We start from the raw sequence: 17337 nt of genomic DNA, 5'->3' as shown, positions 1-17337 counted from the left end.
CCGCCGACCGGTTACGTTTCCGTCACCGATCGGCGGGTTCATGTTTCGCGGATGTTACCCCAGCAGCGCGTCGACGAAGCCCTCGGGTTCGAAGGGCGCCAGGTGGTCGGCGCCCTCGCCGAGGCCGACGAGCTTGACCGGCACGCCGAGTTCGCGCTGGACCTGGAAGACGATGCCGCCCTTGGCGGTGCCGTCGAGCTTGGTCAGCACCACGCCGGTGATGTCGACGACGTCGCGGAACGTGCGGGCCTGCATCAGGCCGTTCTGGCCGACGGTGGCGTCGAGGACCAGGAGCACCTCGTCGACGGCGGCCTTCTTCTCCACGACGCGCTTGACCTTGCCCAGCTGATCCATCAGGCCGGTCTTGGTGTGCAGGCGGCCGGCGGTGTCGATGAGGACGACGTCGGCCTGGTCGTCGATGCCCTTGGCCACCGCGTCGAACGCGATGGACGCCGGGTCGGCGCCCTCGGGTCCGCGGACGGTGGTGGCGCCGACGCGGCGGCCCCAGGTCTCCAGCTGGTCGGCGGCGGCGGCGCGGAACGTGTCGGCCGCGCCGAGCAGAACATCGTGGCCCTGCGCGACGAGCACGCGGGCGAGCTTGCCGGTGGTGGTGGTCTTGCCCGTGCCGTTGACGCCGACGACGAGCACGACGGCCGGCTTGCCCTCGTGCGGCAGGGCGCGAATGGAACGGTCCATGTCGGGGCCGCACTCTTCGATGAGCACCTCGCGCAGCAGGGCGCGGGCCTCGGCCTCGGAACCGACGCCGCGGGAGGCGATGCGCTCGCGCAGCTTGTCCACCACGTTCATCGTCGCGGCGGTGCCGAGGTCCGCCATGATCAGCGTGTCCTCGATCTCCTCCCACGCGTCCTCGTCGAGATCGCCGGCGCCGAGGATGCCCAGCACCGACTGGCCGATGGCGTTTTGCGAACGGGACAGACGACCGCGCAGGCGGGAAATGCGGCCCTCGGTCGGCTCGATGTCGTCGAGCTTCTGCTCCGGCTCGACCGGCGCGACCGCCTCGGTCTCCTCGTCGGGAACGTCGGCGGGACGATCCTCCACGGGGGCGGTGTCGGCGACCGGCTCGCGGACGACCTCCGGTTCCGGTTCGGGCTCGGGCTCGGGCTCCGGTTCGATGACCTCGGTCTCGACGGGCTCGACTTCGGGTTCCGGCTCGGGCTCCGGTTCCGGTTCCGGCTCCGGTTCGGCGACCGGTTCAGGCGTGGGCTCCGGCTCCGGCTCGGGCTCGGGCTCCGGTTCCTCCAGACGCGGCGGCACCGGCGGGGTCGGCGGCGTCGGCTTCGCCGGCGGGGTGCCCAGCTCCTGGCCGGGAAGCAGGTCCGGCTGCTTCTCCGGCTTCGTCGTCGGCGTGGCCGGGGCGAAGTTGAAACCACCCTGGGCCTGGTAATTGCCGGACTTTTCCTGCTGAGTCAGCTGTTCGGGAGCCTTCTTCTCCTCGAACGAGATGGTGTTCTTCTTCCGGCGGGCCAGGCCCACCAGAAGCAGAATCACCAGCAGCAGCACCACGACAACCGCGGCGAGAATGATCCATTGCGTAACCGTCATGACCCCAGTCTTGCAGGTTCGCGCCCGTCAGGCGATGCGCACTCCCTTGGGCAGCTCGCCCGCGGGCACCTTCAACCGCCGGTGCGCCACGGCGACGCCGGCCCCGCCGAGCAGCAGGTTGACCGCCAAACCCGGCCCCCACTTCCAGCCCGGCGCGCCGTTGCCGGGATCCGACGCCGGTTGGAGGATCGGGTCGCCGCCCGACTCCCGCATCGATTCGGCAAGCTCGGCGCACGTCTCCGGCTGCCTCTCGGGCGCCCGGAAGGACCGGTCCACGACGTTGCGCACGATGTTGGTCACCCCCGGGGCGTCTCCGGAATGGGGCAAGGCGTCGGAAAGCACGACGACGGGATTGGGCAGGAGCAGCCATGCGATGGAACGGGTGTCCATCGTCGACACCGGGGTGACCTCCTCGCGGCACCAGCTGGCCGGGTCGTCGAGGTCGAGATTGTCGTCGTACCTGGTCAGGTAGGCGACCTGGCGGGTTTCGCGGTGCTCGGTCAGCGGCATCGACAGCGCGAACACCAGGGGCAGGCCGACCGTGAGCACCGCCACGATGAGATAGGACAGCATCGTCGACGACGCGGTCCGCGGCGTCAGCGCCGACAAGCCCAACCCCATGCCGGACACCGCCAGCAACAGCAGCGCCACCACGGCCACGCCCAGCAGCAGCGCCCACCATGTCAGGCCACCGCGGATCACCGTCCACACGAGCACCGGCAGCGACACCAGCAGGAAGGCCAGCGACGCCAGCCAGGCGGCCAGGAGCTTGCCGACGGCCACCGCCCAGGTCGACACGGGCGCCGCCTGGACGAGGGCGAGCACCCCGTCGCGGCGGTCTCCGTTGATGGACGTCGCCGTCTGCGCGGGCGCCACCAGCAGGCCCACCAGCAGCACGAACAGCAGCGTGCCGGTGGCGATGGCCTCCGCCGACGACCGGGTCCACGTGGATTCGTCGCCCATCACGCCCGGGCCCACCGAATCGAAGAACAGCGTCTGCAGCACCACCGTGCCCACGAGCACGACGAACCAGGCGACCAGCAGCACCCGCCATCTCGTCGACCGGGCCCGCTGCGTCAATTCGAGGGACAGCACCTCTCGCATCGCGTTCATCGTCGCGCACCCCATTCCAGGTATCGGGATTCCAACGTTCTGCGGCCGAAGGACGCCACCACCACTCCGGCGGCCAGCGCGCGGGCCAACGCCGCCGACGCTTCCTGCGGTTCGGCGGAGAAATCCGCCCACTCCATTCCCGGCCCGTCGCCGGGGTCCGAGCCACCCAGCACGATGCCGAGCGCAGGGTCTTCGGTGTCGGCCCAGCCGCGCAGCGCCTCGCCCGGCCCGGCGACGGCCAACCGCCACAGGGGCGCCCGGGCGTCGGAGTCGGCCGGCACGGTGCGGCCGTCGCGCATCATGATGACGTCGTCGACCATCTCCTCCAGCTCCGGCAGGAGGTGGGAACTGACGATGATCGCCGCCCCCGCATCCGCCCGACGCCGCAAAATGCGCCGCAGCGCCACCCGCGAATCGGGGTCGAGCCCGGAGGCCGGTTCGTCGAGAAGCAGCACCGCCGGATCATGGACGAGGGCCCGGGCCAGCGACAGCCGCTGCTTCTGGCCGCGCGACAACACGCGCACGCGCGCCCCGGCGAACTCCGACAACCCAACCTCGGCGAGCAACTCGATGGCCCGCGCATCGGCATCGCCGCGCGACAGACCGTAGAGGCGGCCGAAGCTCGCGACGATCTCGTGCGACGTCAGGGTCTCCCACGTGCCCACCTGATCGGGCATCCACCCGATGCGGGCCCGGGCCCCCGGACCGTCGACGGAGGGATCGGCGCCGGCGACCTCCACGCTGCCCGCATCCGGCGCCAGCAGGCCGGCGAGGACCAGCAGCAACGTCGTCTTGCCGCTGCCGTTGGGGCCGATCAAACCGGTGATCCGGCCCGGCGCAACGTCGACGTCGGCGTGGTCGACGGCCACGTGGTCGCCGAATTTCCTGCGCACGTCCCGGGCGATGATGCTCATGCCCCAACCGTATACCCGGACGGCTCCCGCTAGCTGTGCGAATCCGGCGACATCCGCTGCGAAATCACCCGCGTCACGCCATCGCCGCGCATGGTCACGCCGTAGAGCACGTTGGCCACGTCCATCGTCGGCTTCTGGTGCGTGATGACGATGAGCTGCGACGATTCGCGCAATTCCTCCAGCAGGGCGATGAGGCGCCGCAGGTTGACGTCGTCAAGCGCGGCTTCGACCTCGTCGAGGACGTAAAACGGGCTCGGCCGGGCGCGGAAGATGGCCACGAGCATCGCCAGCGCCGTCAGCGACTTCTCGCCGCCGGACAGCAGCGACAGGCGCTTGACCTTCTTGCCCGGCGGGCGTGCCTCCACCTCGATGCCGGTGGTCAGCATGTCGTCGGGTTCGGTGAGGACCAGCCGCCCCTCGCCGCCGGGGAACAGCGTGTCGAACACCTTCGGGAACTCCCGCTCCACGTCGAGCCAGGCCTCGGTGAACAGGCGCAGGATGGTGTCGTCGACTTCCTCCACGACGTCGAGCAGGTCCGCGCGGGCGCGGCGGACGTCGTCGAGCTGGGTGGCCAGGAAGTCGTGGCGTTCCTCCATCGCCTTGAATTCCTCCAGCGCCAGCGGGTTGACGCGGCCGAGCACCCGGAGGTCCTTCTCGGCGCGTTTGAGACGGGCCTCGGCTTCGGCGCGGTCGAAGTCCTCCCCCGGCGCGTGGGATTCGAGCAGGTCGGCGACGGGCACCCCGAGCTGATCGACGATGGTCTCCTCCGCCTGGTCGACGCGCAGCTGCGCTTCGGCGCGGGCGATGTCGCCGCGGTGGGCGCCGTCGGTGAGTTCGGCGACGCGTTTGGCGGCGGCCGAGGCGTCGGCGCGGGCCTTGTTCAACTCGGCGCCGATGGCCTTGCGGGCGGCGTCGAGTTCGTCGCGGTCGGCGGCGGCGCGTTCCAGCGACACCGACACCTGCTGTGCGACGTCGCCGGACAACTCGGCGACGGTCGCGGCCAGCAGGCGGGAGCGTTCCCGGCGCACCTGGGCAGCTTCGTGGCGGGCGCGGGCCTGGCGTTCCGACATTGCTTGACGACGAAGCCGTTCGGCCTTGCCCCGCACTCCGCCCGAGCGTTCCTCCGCCGTGCGCAACGCCAGCCGGGCCTCGGTTTCCATCGCGCGGGCCTGGGCGAGCGCCGCGGCGGCGTGGTCGCGTTCCTCCGTGGAGGGCTCGCCCTCGGCCGGATCGTCGTCGACGCGGGCCAGACGGTCGGAAACCTCGTCGAGTTCGGCGCGCAGGGTCACCAGCCGGGACTCGGCCTCTTCGCGGCGGGCGGCGGCGCGCTCGGCGTCGTGGTCGACCCCCGCCAACTGCGACTGGGCGCGGGTGCGGGCGTCCTTCAGCGCCTTCAGGCCGCGCTCGTGTTCGCGCAGGGCGGCGCGGGCCGCTGCGGCGTCGGTGCGGCGATCCTCCTCCTCGGCGGCCGCACCGGACAGTACGCCGGCCAGATCGGCGAGATCGGCGCGGGCGGCGGCCAATTCCTCTTCCGCCGCCGCGATGACCGCGCCGATCTCCACGCTGGACCGCGCGCCGCCGGCACCGCCGGACACCCACCCCGGCCCATGGAGACGTCCGTCGGCGGTGGCGGCGCGCAACCGGTTGTCCTCGTCGACCACGCGGCGGGCGGTGGCGGCGTCGGGGCACAGCACCACGTCGACGAGCAGCGCCGACAACGCGGCCGCCAGCTCCGCCGGATGGTCGACGACGTCGAGCGCCCACGTGCACCCCGGAGGGACGTCGACGTCGAGGCGCCACCCCTCGCCCGCCCGGGGTTCCAAGATGGTGGCGTGGCCGGCTTCGGCGTCGGCGAGCTGGGAGATCAAGTCGTCGGCCGAGTGATCCGGCGCGCCCTCGTCGCCGGCGACCAGGGCTTCCGCGGCGGGGCCGAGGGCGGCGGCGATGGCGGAATCCCACCCGCCCGTGACGTGCAGGGCACCGGACAACGGCGGCAGGCCGTGGGTGTCGCGCAACCACCCCGCGCCGTCGGTGGCGGCGGCCCGGCGCGAAGCGTCGAGCGCCTCGATGCGGGCGGACAGGCCCGACACGGTCTTTTCCAGCGTCCGCTCCCGGTCACGCAATTCCTTCACCCGCGCGGTGGCGGCGGCGGACTCGGCGTCGGCGCGCTCGTGGGCGCGGGCGAGCTCGGGACCGGCGGTTTCGGCTTCGGCCAACGCTTCGGCGGCGTCGTCGAGGGCGTCGGCGGCGTCGTCACGGCGCTGCCCGGCCTCGGCGACGTGCTCGGCCAGACGCGCGGATTCGGCTTCGGCCGACTCGATGCGTGCACGCAGCGATTCCTCGGCGGCGACGAGGCGCACGACGCCCTCACGCCGGTCGGCCAACGCCCGGACCTGCGCCATGTGCTCGGATTCGGCGGCGCGGAAGGCGTCCTCGGCCTCGCCCAGCACGTCCCGGACCGACTCGAGTCGTTCGCGGGCCTCCGCTTCCGCCTCCGCCAGCTCCTCTTCCTCGGCGGCGGCGCGCTCGGCGCGGGCCTCCAACTCCTCCGGATCCTGCCCCGTCCACGGCACGGGCCCCGCATCGGCGGCACGGTCGGCGGCGATGCGGCGGGTCGCCCCCACCCGCTCGGCCAACGCGGACAAACGGAACCACAGGTCGCGGGCGGCGTCGGCGCGCGGGACCAGGTCCTCCAACTCCGCCTCGAGCTCATCGCGCCGTTCGGCCGCGGCTTCGGCCACCTGCTCCTCGGCCGTCACCTTCGCGGCGACCATTCTGGCCTGCTCGGCGGCGTCGTCAAGCGCTTCCCGCAACGCGACGAGATCGGCCGCCGCCAACGCCAACTTCGCCTCCCGCAGATCCGCCTGCACGGTCTGCGCGCGACGGGCGGCCTCCGCCTGCCGGGCCAGGGGCTTGAGCTGACGACGCAACTCGCCGACCAGATCCTCGAGCCGATCGAGATTGCCCTGCATCGACTGCAGCTTGCGCTGGGCCTTTTCCTTGCGACGCCGGTGCTTGAGCACGCCGGCGGCTTCCTCGATGAACGCGCGGCGCTCCTCCGGCCGCGACTCCAGGATCTGGGACAGCCGTCCCTGACCGACGATGACGTGCATCTCCCGGCCGATGCCGGAATCGCTGAGCAACTCCTGGACATCCATGAGCCGACAGCGCGAACCGTTGATCTCGTACTCGCTGGCGCCGTCGCGGAACATGCGGCGCGTCACCGACACCTCGGAATAACCGATCGGCAGGGCTCCGTCGGCATTGTCGATGGTCAGCGTCACCTCGGCGCGGCCCAACGGCTTGCGGCCCGACGTGCCGGCGAAGATGACGTCCTCCATCTTCCCGCCGCGCAGCGTCTTCGCGCCCTGCTCGCCCATCACCCACGCCAGGGCGTCGACGACGTTGGACTTGCCGGAGCCGTTCGGGCCGACGACCGCGCAGATGCCCGGCTCGAACTTCAGCGTGGTCGCCGACGCGAAGGACTTGAATCCTTTGAGGGTCAGCGATTTGAGGTGCACGGCTGATCATTGTGCCATGTCGCGGGCCTTTATTGCACCGCGCGCGCCACCCGTGGCCGGGATATCATGCCCGCATGAGCATCCACGTGACCGATCCGGATGAGGGGCTGTCCCCGCGCACCAGCCATCCCCGGTTCGTCGAACTCGCGCCCGAGCGCTTCTACTCCGAGATCGACGAGTTCGCCCCCTTCGGCAACGACTCCGGCGCCGACGTCCTGGTCGTCCTCGAGGAATTGGCCGAATCCGACGGTGACGCCGTCGACGCTCTCGTCGCGCTCCATGAACTCCTGTCCGACTGGGACTTCGGCATCGCCCCGGAGTTGTTCGGCGCCGGCGACGACGACGTGCGGGCCTGGGTCGCGCAGAACCCGGCGGAGGTGCATGCGCTGGCCGCCGAAGCCCAGGCCCGCATCGCCGCCGCCATCGGATGGGTCAAGATCACCGGCACCGCCGACGAGCGGCTCCTCAGCGTCGGCGAGCAGGGCGCCCGCGTCCTCCGCGTCCTCGATCCCGGGGAACATCGGGAGGATCATCTCGCCGCCGTCGCGGAGATTCGCGAGTTCCTCGCGGCCGCGGCGTCGTAGGCGGACGGCGCCCCTACTTTCTGGCGAATCCCTCGTAACCGCCCCGGGCGGCGCCGACGTCGGCGACGACCGTCGACACCGAGCCCGGGGCGGCCGGGCCCTCCAGCCAGGCGATCAACTCATCGCAGGCTGCGGCGGGCCCTTCCGCGATGACCAGCACCCGGCCATCCGGGTAGTTCTTCGCGTAACCGGTCAGGCCCAGCTCCAGGGCGCGCACGCGGGCGGCCCACCGGAACCCGACGCCCTGCACGTGCCCGTGGACCCAGGCGGTAAGGCGAACGGGTGCGTCGGTCATCGGGTGACCTCGGCGGAACCACCGGCGTCGGCGCGCACGGTCATGGGGTCGGAGCCGTCCCAGCATTCGATGTTGGCGTGACCCCGGATGCCCGGCAGATCGTCCCGGTGGAACACGGGGTTGAGTCCCTTGGCCTTCTGCGCCGCAAAATTGCCCAGCAGCGCGACGGCCACCCCGCCCAGCGGCAGGATCGCGGCGAGGTTGATGGTCGCCATCACCGCGGAGAACACGTCGGCCAGGGCCCAGACCAGCGGCACCGAGCCCAACGCCCCGCCGAGCACGCACAGCATGATCAACGCGCGCACGACGTTGAGCACCGTCTTGCTTCCGTTGAGGAAGGGCACGTTGGCCTCGGCGTAGTAGTAGTTGCCGATGATCGACGAAAACGCCAGGAAGAAGATGATCACCGTCACCGCGTGAATCGCCCACCCGCCGACTTGCGCGGCCAGCGCCGCCTGCGTCAGCGCCGTGCCTTCCGCGTCCGTTCCGTACTCCGGGTTCGACAGCAGGATGATGACGGCGGTGACGGTGCAGACGATGATCGTGTCGAAGTACACGCCGAGGGTCTGGATCAGACCCTGCTTGCACGGGTGCGACACCGACGACGTCGCCGCGGCGTTCGGGGTGGAGCCCATGCCGGCCTCGTTGGAGAACAGACCGCGGCGCATGCCCTGCATGATCGCCGTACCCACGGCCGCACCGGCGATCTCCCGGATCCCCAGGGCGTGCTCGACGATGAGCGCCAGCATCCCCGGCACCTCGCGCCAGTTGATGGCCAGCACGATCAGGCCCAGGGCGATGTAGGCGACGGCCATGACGGGCACGACGACCTGCGTGAACTTCGAGATGCGCTGCACGCCGCCGAAGATGATCACGCCCGTCGCCGCGGCGAGCACCAGGCCGATGGCGGTCTTCATGCCGGTCGAATCCCGCCCGGTGGATTCGGCGACGGCGGCGGTGATGGAGTTCGACTGCACGGCGTTGAACACGAAGCCGTAGGTCACGGTGATGGCCAGGGCGAAGAGGACGGCCAGCCACCGGAACTTCTCGCCCAGGCCACGGGTGATGTAGTACGCCGGACCGCCCCGGTAGGAATCCCGGTCCTTCACCTTGTACAGCTGCGCCAGCGTCGACTCCACGAAACTGGTCGCGCCGCCGATGATGGCCAGCAGCCACATCCAGAACACCGCACCGGGGCCGCCGGTGGAAATGGCCACCGCCACGCCGGCGACGTTGCCGGTGCCCACGCGCGACGCCGCGGAAATGGTGAACGCCTTGAAGCTGGAGATTCCCTTGACGCCCTCGGAAATCTCCGACGGCTTTTCGCCGATGGCGCGGAACATGTCCGGCAGGTAGCGGATCTGCACCACAAACGTCCTGGCGCAGAAGTACAGGCCCGTCGCGACGAGCAATCCGATCATGAACAGCCAGTACTTGTCGTTCCAGGCCGTCACCGCGCTCGTGGCGCTTTCCATCCAGGTCATGGATGGAACTCTAGACCCCCGTCGACGGCGGGTAAACGCCTTGACAGGAACCGGAGCATCACCGTCGCGGCGATCGCCCACCACAGGTACGAGTTGCCGGCCACGTGCCAGAACATGCTCCAGTCCAGTTCACGGCCTTGTTCGGCGGGGGCCAACGCCTGGGGTTCGAGGGCGAAGCACACCAACCCGGAGGCCACGAAAACCCACGGCAGAACCCCGACATCCGTCCCGCGCAACGCCAGGACGGCCACGGCGACGAGCATCACCGGCACCCACACCCAGTGGTGGGACCACGACACGGGCGAGGCCAGCAGACCGAACAGCGCGTTGGCGCAAGCCGCGAGAAACGGGTGCCCGTCGTGAAGCAAACGCACCATGACGGCGACCGTGGCCAGAAACGCAACCAGCACCAGCGCCAGCCACAATCCCGAACCGCCGTCGTCGGTGTGCAGGCCCAGGCGCCACAACTCGGCGTCGATGGACTGGTTCGAGGCGTACATCGGCCCGCCGATGCGGCCGGTGTCGGCCAGCGTGTCCAGCCAATACTTCGTGGAATCGGCCGGCACGACCAGGTGCCCGAGGAGCGTCAGCCCGCCGGCCGACGCCGCGATGCGCGCGATGCCGGCCCAGTCCCGTCGCAGCAGGAACCACAGACCGAACACCGCCGGCGTCAGCTTGATCGCGATCGCAGCACCGGTGAGCAGCCCCCGGAAGCGGGGCGGGACGACGAGGACGTCGATGGTCACGAGCATCATCAAGATGACGTTGATCTGGCCGAACCCGATGGTCGTGTGCACCGGCCCGAACCACAGCAGGGCGGCGGTCAACGCCAGCGCAAGCCATCCCGCGTCGACGACGCGCAGGCCCCCGAGCTTGACGACGACCACCCGCAGCACCCACCACAGCGACGCCATCGATGCGGCCGCGACGAGCAGAAACGTCAGCTGCAGCGGGATCATCGCAAGCGGCGCGAAAAGCACCGCGGCAACCGGCGGGTACGTGAACGGCAACCAGACGTCCGTGGACGTCGGGAAGGCGCCGTCGTACAGCGGCAAACCGTCGAGGAGGCGACGCCCGCCCACCGCGTAGACGTCGGCGTCGAGGAAATAACGAGGCCGCCCGGAATAATCGATGAGCTTCGTCGCCGCCAACGCCGCAAACGCGACGACGATGACGGCGCGGACCCAACCGTGCCGGACGAACCCGGCGATGCGGTCGAGGGGCGCGTGCGCGGACTCTGCCGCGGAATCGGTGACGTGGTGAATCATGCGGCCTTTCGGGGGAGCCGCTGGCAACGCGGACAGAAGAAACTGGAACGGTTCATGAACGTCGCGCGCACGATGGGAGCGCCGCAGCGACCGCACGGCTCACCCTCGCGGCCGTAGGCCTCCAGGTCCCGGGCAAAGTACCCGGACTCGCCGTTGACGTTGACGTACAGGGCGTCGAAGCTGGTGCCGCCGACCACGATCGCCCGCCCCATCACCTCGCGCCCGGCGCGCAGCAGCTTGGCCAGGGTGCGCACCGACACCTCGTCGGCCGGAGTTTCCCCGTGGACCCGGGCCGCCCACAACATCTCGTCGGCGTAGATGTTGCCGATGCCCGAGACCACCTCCTGGTTGAGCAGCACCCGCTTGATGCCGCTGGTGCGCCGCCGGATGACGTGCGCCAGGGCCACCGGATCGACGCGCGGATCCATCAGATCGCGGGCGATGTGCGACGCCGGAACCGGAACACCGTCGGCGTCGGCGTCGCAGGCCCACACCCACCCGAAGGTGCGCTGATCGCGGAACTGCAGCGTCGCGCCATCGAGTTCCACCACAGTCCGGACATGCGGCGACGGCGGCGTATCGGGCCCGGGAATGATGAGTTGACCGCTCATCCCCAAATGGATGAGCAACGTCGACTCGTCGTCAAGCGACAGCCACAAAAACTTGCCGCGCCGCCCCGTACCCGTGATCGTGCGGCCCACCAGGCGCGCGGCGAACTCGCCTTCGCCACCGGGCTGGCGGCGCACCGCACGGTCGCGCAGCACCCGCGCCCCGGTGATGCGACGACCGCGGACGTGGGGATCGAGACCCAGGCGGATGGTCTCCACCTCGGGAAGTTCGGGCACCCCGCTCCCCTAACCCAGCGCCGTATGCGCTTCGTGCGCGGCGAGCATCTCGGCTTCCTTCTTCGTCGCGCCCGTCCCCCGGCCGCGCACGACGCCATCGACGAGCAGCTCCACGGAATACGTCCGGGCATGATCCGGGCCCTCCGAACTGACCACGTACTCGGCGGCCGGCAGCTTCTTCGCCGACAGCCGCTCCTGCAGCAGCGTCTTCCAGTCCCGGCCGCGCGACTGCGTCGGGGCCTCGTCGATCATCGCGTCGAACAACCGCAACACCGTCGCCTTCGACGTCTCGAAACCATGCTGCAGGTAGATCGCGCCGAGCAGCGCCTCCACCGTGTCCGCCAGAATCGAATGCTTGTCGGCGCCACCCGTGGCCTTCTCGCCGCGGCCCAGCAGAATGTGCGGGCCCAGCTCGATGCGCCGCGCCAGATCGGCCAGGGCGTACATGTTCACCACGCCGGCGCGCATCTTCGAAATGTCCTGCTCCGCCCGGTCCGGGAAACGCCGGTACAGCTCCTCGGCGACGCACATGCCCAGCACCGCGTCACCCAGGAACTCCAGGCGCTCGTTGTTGGACAGGTTGCCGTTTTCGTTGGCGAAGCTGCGATGCGTCAACGCCAGGCACAGGCGATCGTCCTCGAGCTCGACCCCCAGACGCTCCAGCAACGGGGCATGGTCGACCGACGTGAACGCCGCCTGCCGCGCCGCCTCACCGCTCAGGCGCCGCTTCCTGCTCACTTGCCCTCCCCGGCATCCGCAGCATCGTCGGAGCGCAGGTCACCGAATTTCTCGGCCAGACCCGCCCACCGCGGATCGGGAGCGTTTTCCTGCTCACCGGATACTCCATCGGGCGCGGGCACCCCGGTCTCGTCGCCGCAGCACGGGCGATCCTCGATCGTCTCGCACGTCGGGTTGAACGGCAGCGACAGCACCACCTCGTCGATGACGGCCTGCGTGATGTCCGCCAGGTCGCCCACGAGCGCGGGAACGTCGTCGGCGACATCCTCGTCGTCGTCTTCGCCATCGGAGACGACGAACCCCTCGCCCGCCGAAAAGACGGTGGACACGTGGATGTCGAGTTCATCGGACAGATCGCCGAGGCACCGCACGCACTGGCCCGTCAGCGGAGCCCGGACATCGGCGTCGACGAGCACGCCACCGCCGAGCGGGGTGATCACGCCGTCGAGACGGACCTCGGTCCCCGGCTGCACCGCGATCATCTCGGCGCCGATGCGCTCGGGGGAATCGCCGACACGGGAAAAGGGCTCGGGGGCGCCTTCGCGCAGCACCCGGCCCACGTCAAACACGAAAGGGGAATCGGCACTCATAATGCCGTCATCCTACCTCCCCCGCCGGGTTCCCACCCCGGCGGTCGGAGTCAGCGTCGGTAGTCGCCGCCGTGATCGTACTGGCGGTCCGAACCGTAGTCGTCGCGGCCATCGCGACCCTCGCGGTCGCCCATCGCACCGGAGGCGCCGGCGCCCTTGCGCAGCGCGGCGCGATCGCGGCCGACCGAACGCAGGGTCTCCGACAGCGACGCCTCGAACTCGGCGAGCTTGTCGTCGACGTACACGTCGCATTCGCCGCGCAGACGCTTCGAATCGGCGTAGGCGGACTCGATGACCCGGCGGGCCTCCTCGTTGGCCTCGTGGACCACCGTCGACTCCGACACCAGGCGCTCCTGCTCGGCCAGGCCGTCCTGGACGGAACGGTCGTAGGCCGCGTTGCCGGACGCGATCAGACGGTCGGCCTCCGCAGCGGCGCGCTCGGTGACCTGGTGGTACTCGCGGTCGGCGTCCTCGCGGCGACGGGCCGCCTCCTCCTGGGCCTCGGCGACGGTGGCGTGAGCGCGATTCTCGGCGTCCTCCACCATGCGGCGGGCCCGGTCCTCGGCCTCGTCCATGATCCGGCGGGCCTCCTCCTCGGCCGCCGCAATCGACTCGGCGGCCGACGCCTCGGCGTCGCCGATGATGACGTCGCGCTGATCGAGCACGTCCTGGGCGTCGTCCAGCTCCGCGGGGAAGGCGTTGCGCAGTTCGTCGAGAAGCACCAGCACATCGCGCCGCGGCACCATGCAGTTGGCCGTCATCGGAACGCCATAGGCCTCCTCGACGGTCTGGACAAGTTCATCGAGGGATTCGAAAACGCGGTACATGCCGCCCAGGTTACGCGATGACCTGCATGTTCGCGGTGATTGCAGGCCACGGCGTTTTGCGCTACGAGCTCCCCCTAGGTCAGGCGCGCCCGAAGCGCCTTCTGCACCGGCTCCGGCACGAGCCCCTCGACGGAGCCGCCGTAGCGCACGACCTCCTTCATCAGGGTCGACGACACGTGGCCGTATTTCGGATCCGCCTCGATGAACAGCGTGTCCACGCCGGACATGCGGCGGTTCATCTGCGCCATGGGTACCTCGTACTCGTAGTCCATGGCCGAACGCAGACCCTTGACCAACGTCGCGATGCCGCGCTCGGTGGTGTAGTCCACCAGCAGCTTCGACCACGAATCGACGCGGACGTTGTCCAAGTGGGCGGTGCACTCCTCGATCAGGCGCATCCGCTCCTCCGGGGTGAACATCCCCTGCTTGTTCGGATTGTGGGTGACCAGGACGGTGACCTCGTCGAAAAGCGCGGCGGCGCGCTGGATGACGTCGAGGTGGCCGTTGGTCAGCGGGTCGTACGAACCGGGGCAACAGGCATGGGTCATCGGTCTTCCCCTCGTCGGTAGATCGCGGTGTCGAAGCGGGCCAGGCCGTGGATCCGGCGTTTGAGCTTCTGCTCCAGGATGCCGTATCCCGCCGGCCAGACGGTTTCGTCGTCGGCGGAGTGACGCTCGACGGTGACCACGGCGCCGTCGCGCAACGCCGGACGCAGCACCTCCAGCATCTCCGTCACCGCCTCCCCCGCCAGCTCATAGGGCGGGTCGGCGATGACCCGGTCGAAATGATCGGCCGGGGCGCCGGCCAGGTACGTCGACGCCTTCATCTCCGCCACGCTCACCCGGGGATGGCCGACGGTTTCGATGTTGCGCCGGATCGCCCGGCACGCGGCGGCATCGGACTCGACCAGGACGACCTCGTCCGCGCCGCGCGACGCCGCCTCCAGGCCCAGCGCACCGGAGCCGGCGAACAAGTCCAGCACGGTGGTGCCCTCGATGCCGAAGCGCGACGACCACGACGAGAAGATCGCCTCCCGCGCCCGGTCCGACGTCGGCCGGGTGCCGTCGCCCTTCGGGGTCACCAGCCTCCGGCCGCGCGCGACGCCGGCGATGATGCGGGTCATCGGCCGTCGCCCTTCGGCGTCAGCGTCACCAGCGGGTCGCCGCCGGAGACGTCGGAAAAGTCCTCCACCAGCACCGACGCCACCGTCGCGGGGCAGGGCGCGGGCACGGGGGCCTCCAGCTTCACGGCCTCGACCACCGCGACCGGCACCCCGGCGGTCACGTCGTCGCCCTCGGCGACCTGCAGCCGCGCCACGCCCGCGAAGGGGGCGCACACGACCACGGCGCCGTCGTCACCGTTCGTTTCGCTCATGGCCACGAGTCTACGGACGCGGCGCGGCATGGCGCGGATCCGGGTCAACTCCGCTCCAGGTACCCGGCCTGTTCGTCGGTGATGTCGTAGGTCAACCGCCGCGCGTAGTCGGGCATCTCGGCGGCCAGTTTGGCGGCGTCCTTCCGCGCCCGCTCGATGATGCGGCCATCCTCGCCGAGGTCGAGCAGCCCCAGGCCCGCGGCCAGACCCGACTGTCCCTCGCCCAGCACGTCGCCGTGTTTGCGGGTGCGCACGTCGATTTCGGCGAGCCGGAAACCGTCGTTGGTCTCCGCGATGGCGTCGAGCCTGGCCCGCTCCGGCGTGCCCTGCCACGTTTCGGTGCACAGGAAGCAGATGCCCTCCAGGTCGCCGCGGCTGATGCGTCCGCGCAGCTGGTGGAGCTGGGAGACGCCGTAGCTTTCGGCGCGGCGGATCATCATCACCGTCGCCTCGGGGACGTCGACGCCGACTTCGATCACCGTCGTCGCCACCAGCACCGACGTGCGACCGGTCACGAAGTCCGCCATCGCCGCGGCCTTCTCCTCCGGCGTCATCCGCCCATGCAGGAATCCGACGTCGACGCCCGGCAGGTTGCGGCGCGCCAGGTCGAAATTGTCCTCCACCGATTCGCCCTCGCCGAGGATGCGCGGCGACACGATGAACGCCCGGTGCCCCAACGCGGCCTGCTCGCGGATGACCTCCCAGGCGCGCGCCTCCCATGTTGGCTTTTCGACGCTCGGCACCACCACCGTGGTCACCTGCCGCCGCTGCCCCGGCAACTCGGCCAGCTCGGAGACGTCGAGATCGCCGAAGACGGTCATGGCCAGGGTGCGCGGGATGGGAGTCGCGGTCATCACCAGCACATGCGGCGTCATGCCGTCTCGCCCCCGCTCGCGCAGCCGGTCGCGCTGGCGCACGCCGAACCGGTGCTGCTCGTCGATGACCACCAGCCCCAGGTCGAAGAAATCCACGCCCTCGCTCAGCAACGCATGCGTGCCTACGATGATCCCCGCTTCACCGGTGACGATGTCCAGCAGCGTCGCCCGCTTCTCCCCGACCGACATCGAGCCCGTCAACAGGGCGACCCGCGCGTCCACGCCGGCGTCGTCAAGCAACCCCCGAATGGTGCGGGCATGCTGCGCCGCCAGGACCTCCGTCGGGGCGAGCAGCACGCTCTGGCGGCCGGCATCGAGGACCTGGAGCATCGCCAGCAGGGACACCACCGTCTTGCCGGAGCCGACCTCGCCCTGCAGCAAACGGTTCATGGGCACCGGGCGCGCCAAGTCCGCGGAGACGTCGGCGAACACGGCCTCCTGGCCGCGGGTGAGCTCGAAGGGCAGATTCGCGGCGAGACGGGAAACGCGGCCATCGTCGACCTCCGTCGGCGGGCACTCCGGCGCCACCCGGTCTGCGTTGCCTGCGCGGCGCAGGGCCAGGGCCAGCTGCAACTCCAGGGCCTCGTCGTACTTGAGTCGGTTCAACGCCGCCAACGGGCCGTCGACGCCCGGGAAATGCGCCTCCCGCAGGGCCTCGTCGAACCCCGGCAGCGCCGACGGAAACTCCGGCAACGGCTCGGCCTGGCGCGGCAACCACTGCAGCACCCGCCGGATGTACAGCGCCAACAGGATGCCCGACAGGCCCTTGCGACCCCGGTGAATCGGCAGGTAGGGCCGCGCCAGCAGACCCCTGAGCTCCGCCATCCCGTCGGCGTCGTCGATGAGCTTCTTCAGCTTCCCCGTCGCCGCCCCCGGCTTGCCGTCCGCGCCGATGACCAGGATGTCCGCGTTGGTGATCTGCGGCTGCCCCCGGAACTCGCCGAGCGTGCCCAGCACCAGCAGCCGCGTGCCGGAATGCAGCACCTTGCCCAACCACGCCTGGCCGAAAATGGGCATGGGCATGGTGCGCACGCCATCGGTGACCATGATCCGCAACGGTTGGCGGGGCCTGCCCCTCGGGGTCAGCTGCGACTGGTCACCGGAGTCCGGCGTGACGACGCCGACCACCTCCACCACGGCCGTGATCGACTCCCCGACCTGCGCGTAATCGACGTTGAGACTGTGCCCCTGCGTCGCGTAGCGCTGGGGCAGGCGGCGAAGCAATTCGCCCACCGACGTGTCGCCGAGGGCGTCCTTCACCTTCTTCGCGGCCTTCGCGCCCAGGACCTCCCGCAACGGCGTCATGGCCGTCGCCGTCGACAACCAGCCCAGCATTCCCGACGCCC

At 70.4% G+C, this 17337-nt stretch carries 16 protein-coding genes; 1 reads left to right on the top strand and 15 read right to left on the bottom strand.

The genetic code is table 11. From position 1 onward, the window contains the following. Window positions 1–54: 54 nt before the first annotated feature. From ftsY to smc, 4 genes are read right to left on the bottom strand one after another with little or no spacing between them, the layout of a single operon-like run. Window positions 55–1563: a signal recognition particle-docking protein FtsY gene (gene ftsY, locus HMPREF3121_RS04470; RefSeq protein ID WP_070520231.1), complete on the bottom strand. Its 1509-nt coding sequence runs from the start codon at window positions 1561–1563 to the stop codon at window positions 55–57. A gap of 27 nt (window positions 1564–1590) precedes the next feature. After that, window positions 1591–2676, bottom strand: coding sequence for an ABC transporter permease (locus HMPREF3121_RS04465; protein WP_070520223.1), 1086 nt, complete (start codon window positions 2674–2676; stop codon window positions 1591–1593). After that, window positions 2673–3590, bottom strand: coding sequence for an ABC transporter ATP-binding protein (locus HMPREF3121_RS04460; protein WP_070520220.1), 918 nt, complete (start codon window positions 3588–3590; stop codon window positions 2673–2675). The genes HMPREF3121_RS04465 and HMPREF3121_RS04460 overlap by 4 nt, the downstream gene beginning before the upstream one ends. A gap of 29 nt (window positions 3591–3619) precedes the next feature. Beyond that, window positions 3620–7111, bottom strand: a complete 3492-nt coding sequence (gene smc, locus HMPREF3121_RS04455) for a chromosome segregation protein SMC (RefSeq protein ID WP_070520218.1) — start codon at window positions 7109–7111, stop codon at window positions 3620–3622. Window positions 7112–7185: 74 nt separating this feature from the next. Between smc and HMPREF3121_RS04450 the strand changes: the two genes are divergently transcribed. Further along, window positions 7186–7695 (top strand): hypothetical protein, encoded by a 510-nt coding sequence (locus tag HMPREF3121_RS04450; protein WP_070520215.1) that lies wholly within the window; start codon window positions 7186–7188, stop codon window positions 7693–7695. 13 nt (window positions 7696–7708) lie between these two features. On the opposite strand, the gene HMPREF3121_RS04445 is transcribed toward HMPREF3121_RS04450, so the two are convergent. The 11 genes from HMPREF3121_RS04445 to HMPREF3121_RS04395 form a co-directional block, all read right to left on the bottom strand. After that, window positions 7709–7990 (bottom strand): acylphosphatase, encoded by a 282-nt coding sequence (locus HMPREF3121_RS04445; protein WP_070520213.1) that lies wholly within the window; start codon window positions 7988–7990, stop codon window positions 7709–7711. Then, window positions 7987–9465: an alanine/glycine:cation symporter family protein gene (locus HMPREF3121_RS04440; protein ID WP_070520365.1), complete on the bottom strand. Its 1479-nt coding sequence runs from the start codon at window positions 9463–9465 to the stop codon at window positions 7987–7989. The genes HMPREF3121_RS04445 and HMPREF3121_RS04440 overlap by 4 nt, the downstream gene beginning before the upstream one ends. Window positions 9466–9470: 5 nt before the next feature. Next, on the bottom strand, window positions 9471–10742 hold the full coding sequence (locus HMPREF3121_RS04435; protein ID WP_083291269.1) for a glycosyltransferase 87 family protein: 1272 nt from the start codon (window positions 10740–10742) through the stop codon (window positions 9471–9473). Next, a complete protein-coding gene (gene mutM, locus HMPREF3121_RS04430) occupies window positions 10739–11587 on the bottom strand; it encodes a bifunctional DNA-formamidopyrimidine glycosylase/DNA-(apurinic or apyrimidinic site) lyase (protein ID WP_070520211.1) in 849 nt (282 codons plus the stop codon). Before mutM ends, HMPREF3121_RS04435 begins: the two co-directional genes overlap by 4 nt. 9 nt (window positions 11588–11596) lie before the next feature. After that, window positions 11597–12325, bottom strand: a complete 729-nt coding sequence (rnc, locus tag HMPREF3121_RS04425; RefSeq protein WP_070520209.1) for a ribonuclease III — start codon at window positions 12323–12325, stop codon at window positions 11597–11599. Further along, on the bottom strand, window positions 12322–12915 hold the full coding sequence (locus tag HMPREF3121_RS04420; RefSeq protein ID WP_070520207.1) for a YceD family protein: 594 nt from the start codon (window positions 12913–12915) through the stop codon (window positions 12322–12324). The genes rnc and HMPREF3121_RS04420 overlap by 4 nt, the downstream gene beginning before the upstream one ends. A 50-nt stretch (window positions 12916–12965) precedes the next feature. Beyond that, a complete protein-coding gene (locus HMPREF3121_RS04415; RefSeq protein ID WP_070520205.1) occupies window positions 12966–13742 on the bottom strand; it encodes a DivIVA domain-containing protein in 777 nt (258 codons plus the stop codon). A 74-nt stretch (window positions 13743–13816) separates the two neighbouring features. Then, window positions 13817–14290, bottom strand: a complete 474-nt coding sequence (coaD, locus tag HMPREF3121_RS04410) for a pantetheine-phosphate adenylyltransferase (RefSeq protein WP_035122160.1) — start codon at window positions 14288–14290, stop codon at window positions 13817–13819. Further along, entirely contained in the window at window positions 14287–14865 is a 579-nt protein-coding gene (rsmD, locus tag HMPREF3121_RS04405; RefSeq protein WP_070520203.1) for a 16S rRNA (guanine(966)-N(2))-methyltransferase RsmD, read from the bottom strand. Before rsmD ends, coaD begins: the two co-directional genes overlap by 4 nt. Beyond that, entirely contained in the window at window positions 14862–15116 is a 255-nt protein-coding gene (locus HMPREF3121_RS04400) for a biotin/lipoyl-containing protein (RefSeq protein WP_083291279.1), read from the bottom strand. The genes rsmD and HMPREF3121_RS04400 overlap by 4 nt, the downstream gene beginning before the upstream one ends. Before the next feature lie 44 nt (window positions 15117–15160). After that, on the bottom strand, window positions 15161–17326 hold the full coding sequence (locus HMPREF3121_RS04395) for an ATP-dependent DNA helicase RecG (RefSeq protein ID WP_070520201.1): 2166 nt from the start codon (window positions 17324–17326) through the stop codon (window positions 15161–15163). Window positions 17327–17337 lie beyond the last annotated feature (11 nt).

It is taken from the genome of Corynebacterium sp. HMSC11E11, assembly GCF_001807025.1.
Classification (GTDB): domain Bacteria; phylum Actinomycetota; class Actinomycetes; order Mycobacteriales; family Mycobacteriaceae; genus Corynebacterium; species Corynebacterium freneyi.
Note: the sequence above shows the minus strand (reverse complement) of the source record. Positions and strands in the feature narration are given on the sequence as shown.

Bases quoted from the DNA above. Each gene is read 5' to 3' on its own strand.
- ftsY (WP_070520231.1), bottom strand. From the start codon at position 1,563: ATGACGGTTACGCAATGGATCATTCTCGCCGCGGTTGTCGTGGTGCTG.
- HMPREF3121_RS04445 (WP_070520213.1), bottom strand. From the start codon at position 7,990: ATGACCGACGCACCCGTTCGCCTTACCGCCTGGGTCCACGGGCACGTG.
- HMPREF3121_RS04435 (WP_083291269.1), bottom strand. From the start codon at position 10,742: ATGATTCACCACGTCACCGATTCCGCGGCAGAGTCCGCGCACGCGCCC.
- rsmD (WP_070520203.1), bottom strand. From the start codon at position 14,865: ATGACCCGCATCATCGCCGGCGTCGCGCGCGGCCGGAGGCTGGTGACC.
- HMPREF3121_RS04420 (WP_070520207.1), bottom strand. From the start codon at position 12,915: ATGAGTGCCGATTCCCCTTTCGTGTTTGACGTGGGCCGGGTGCTGCGC.
- HMPREF3121_RS04465 (WP_070520223.1), bottom strand. From the start codon at position 2,676: ATGAACGCGATGCGAGAGGTGCTGTCCCTCGAATTGACGCAGCGGGCC.
- HMPREF3121_RS04400 (WP_083291279.1), bottom strand. From the start codon at position 15,116: ATGAGCGAAACGAACGGTGACGACGGCGCCGTGGTCGTGTGCGCCCCC.
- HMPREF3121_RS04450 (WP_070520215.1), top strand. From the start codon at position 7,186: ATGAGCATCCACGTGACCGATCCGGATGAGGGGCTGTCCCCGCGCACC.
- HMPREF3121_RS04460 (WP_070520220.1), bottom strand. From the start codon at position 3,590: ATGAGCATCATCGCCCGGGACGTGCGCAGGAAATTCGGCGACCACGTG.
- HMPREF3121_RS04440 (WP_070520365.1), bottom strand. From the start codon at position 9,465: ATGGAAAGCGCCACGAGCGCGGTGACGGCCTGGAACGACAAGTACTGG.
- coaD (WP_035122160.1), bottom strand. From the start codon at position 14,290: ATGACCCATGCCTGTTGCCCCGGTTCGTACGACCCGCTGACCAACGGC.
- HMPREF3121_RS04415 (WP_070520205.1), bottom strand. From the start codon at position 13,742: ATGTACCGCGTTTTCGAATCCCTCGATGAACTTGTCCAGACCGTCGAG.
- HMPREF3121_RS04395 (WP_070520201.1), bottom strand. From the start codon at position 17,326: ATGCTGGGCTGGTTGTCGACGGCGACGGCCATGACGCCGTTGCGGGAG.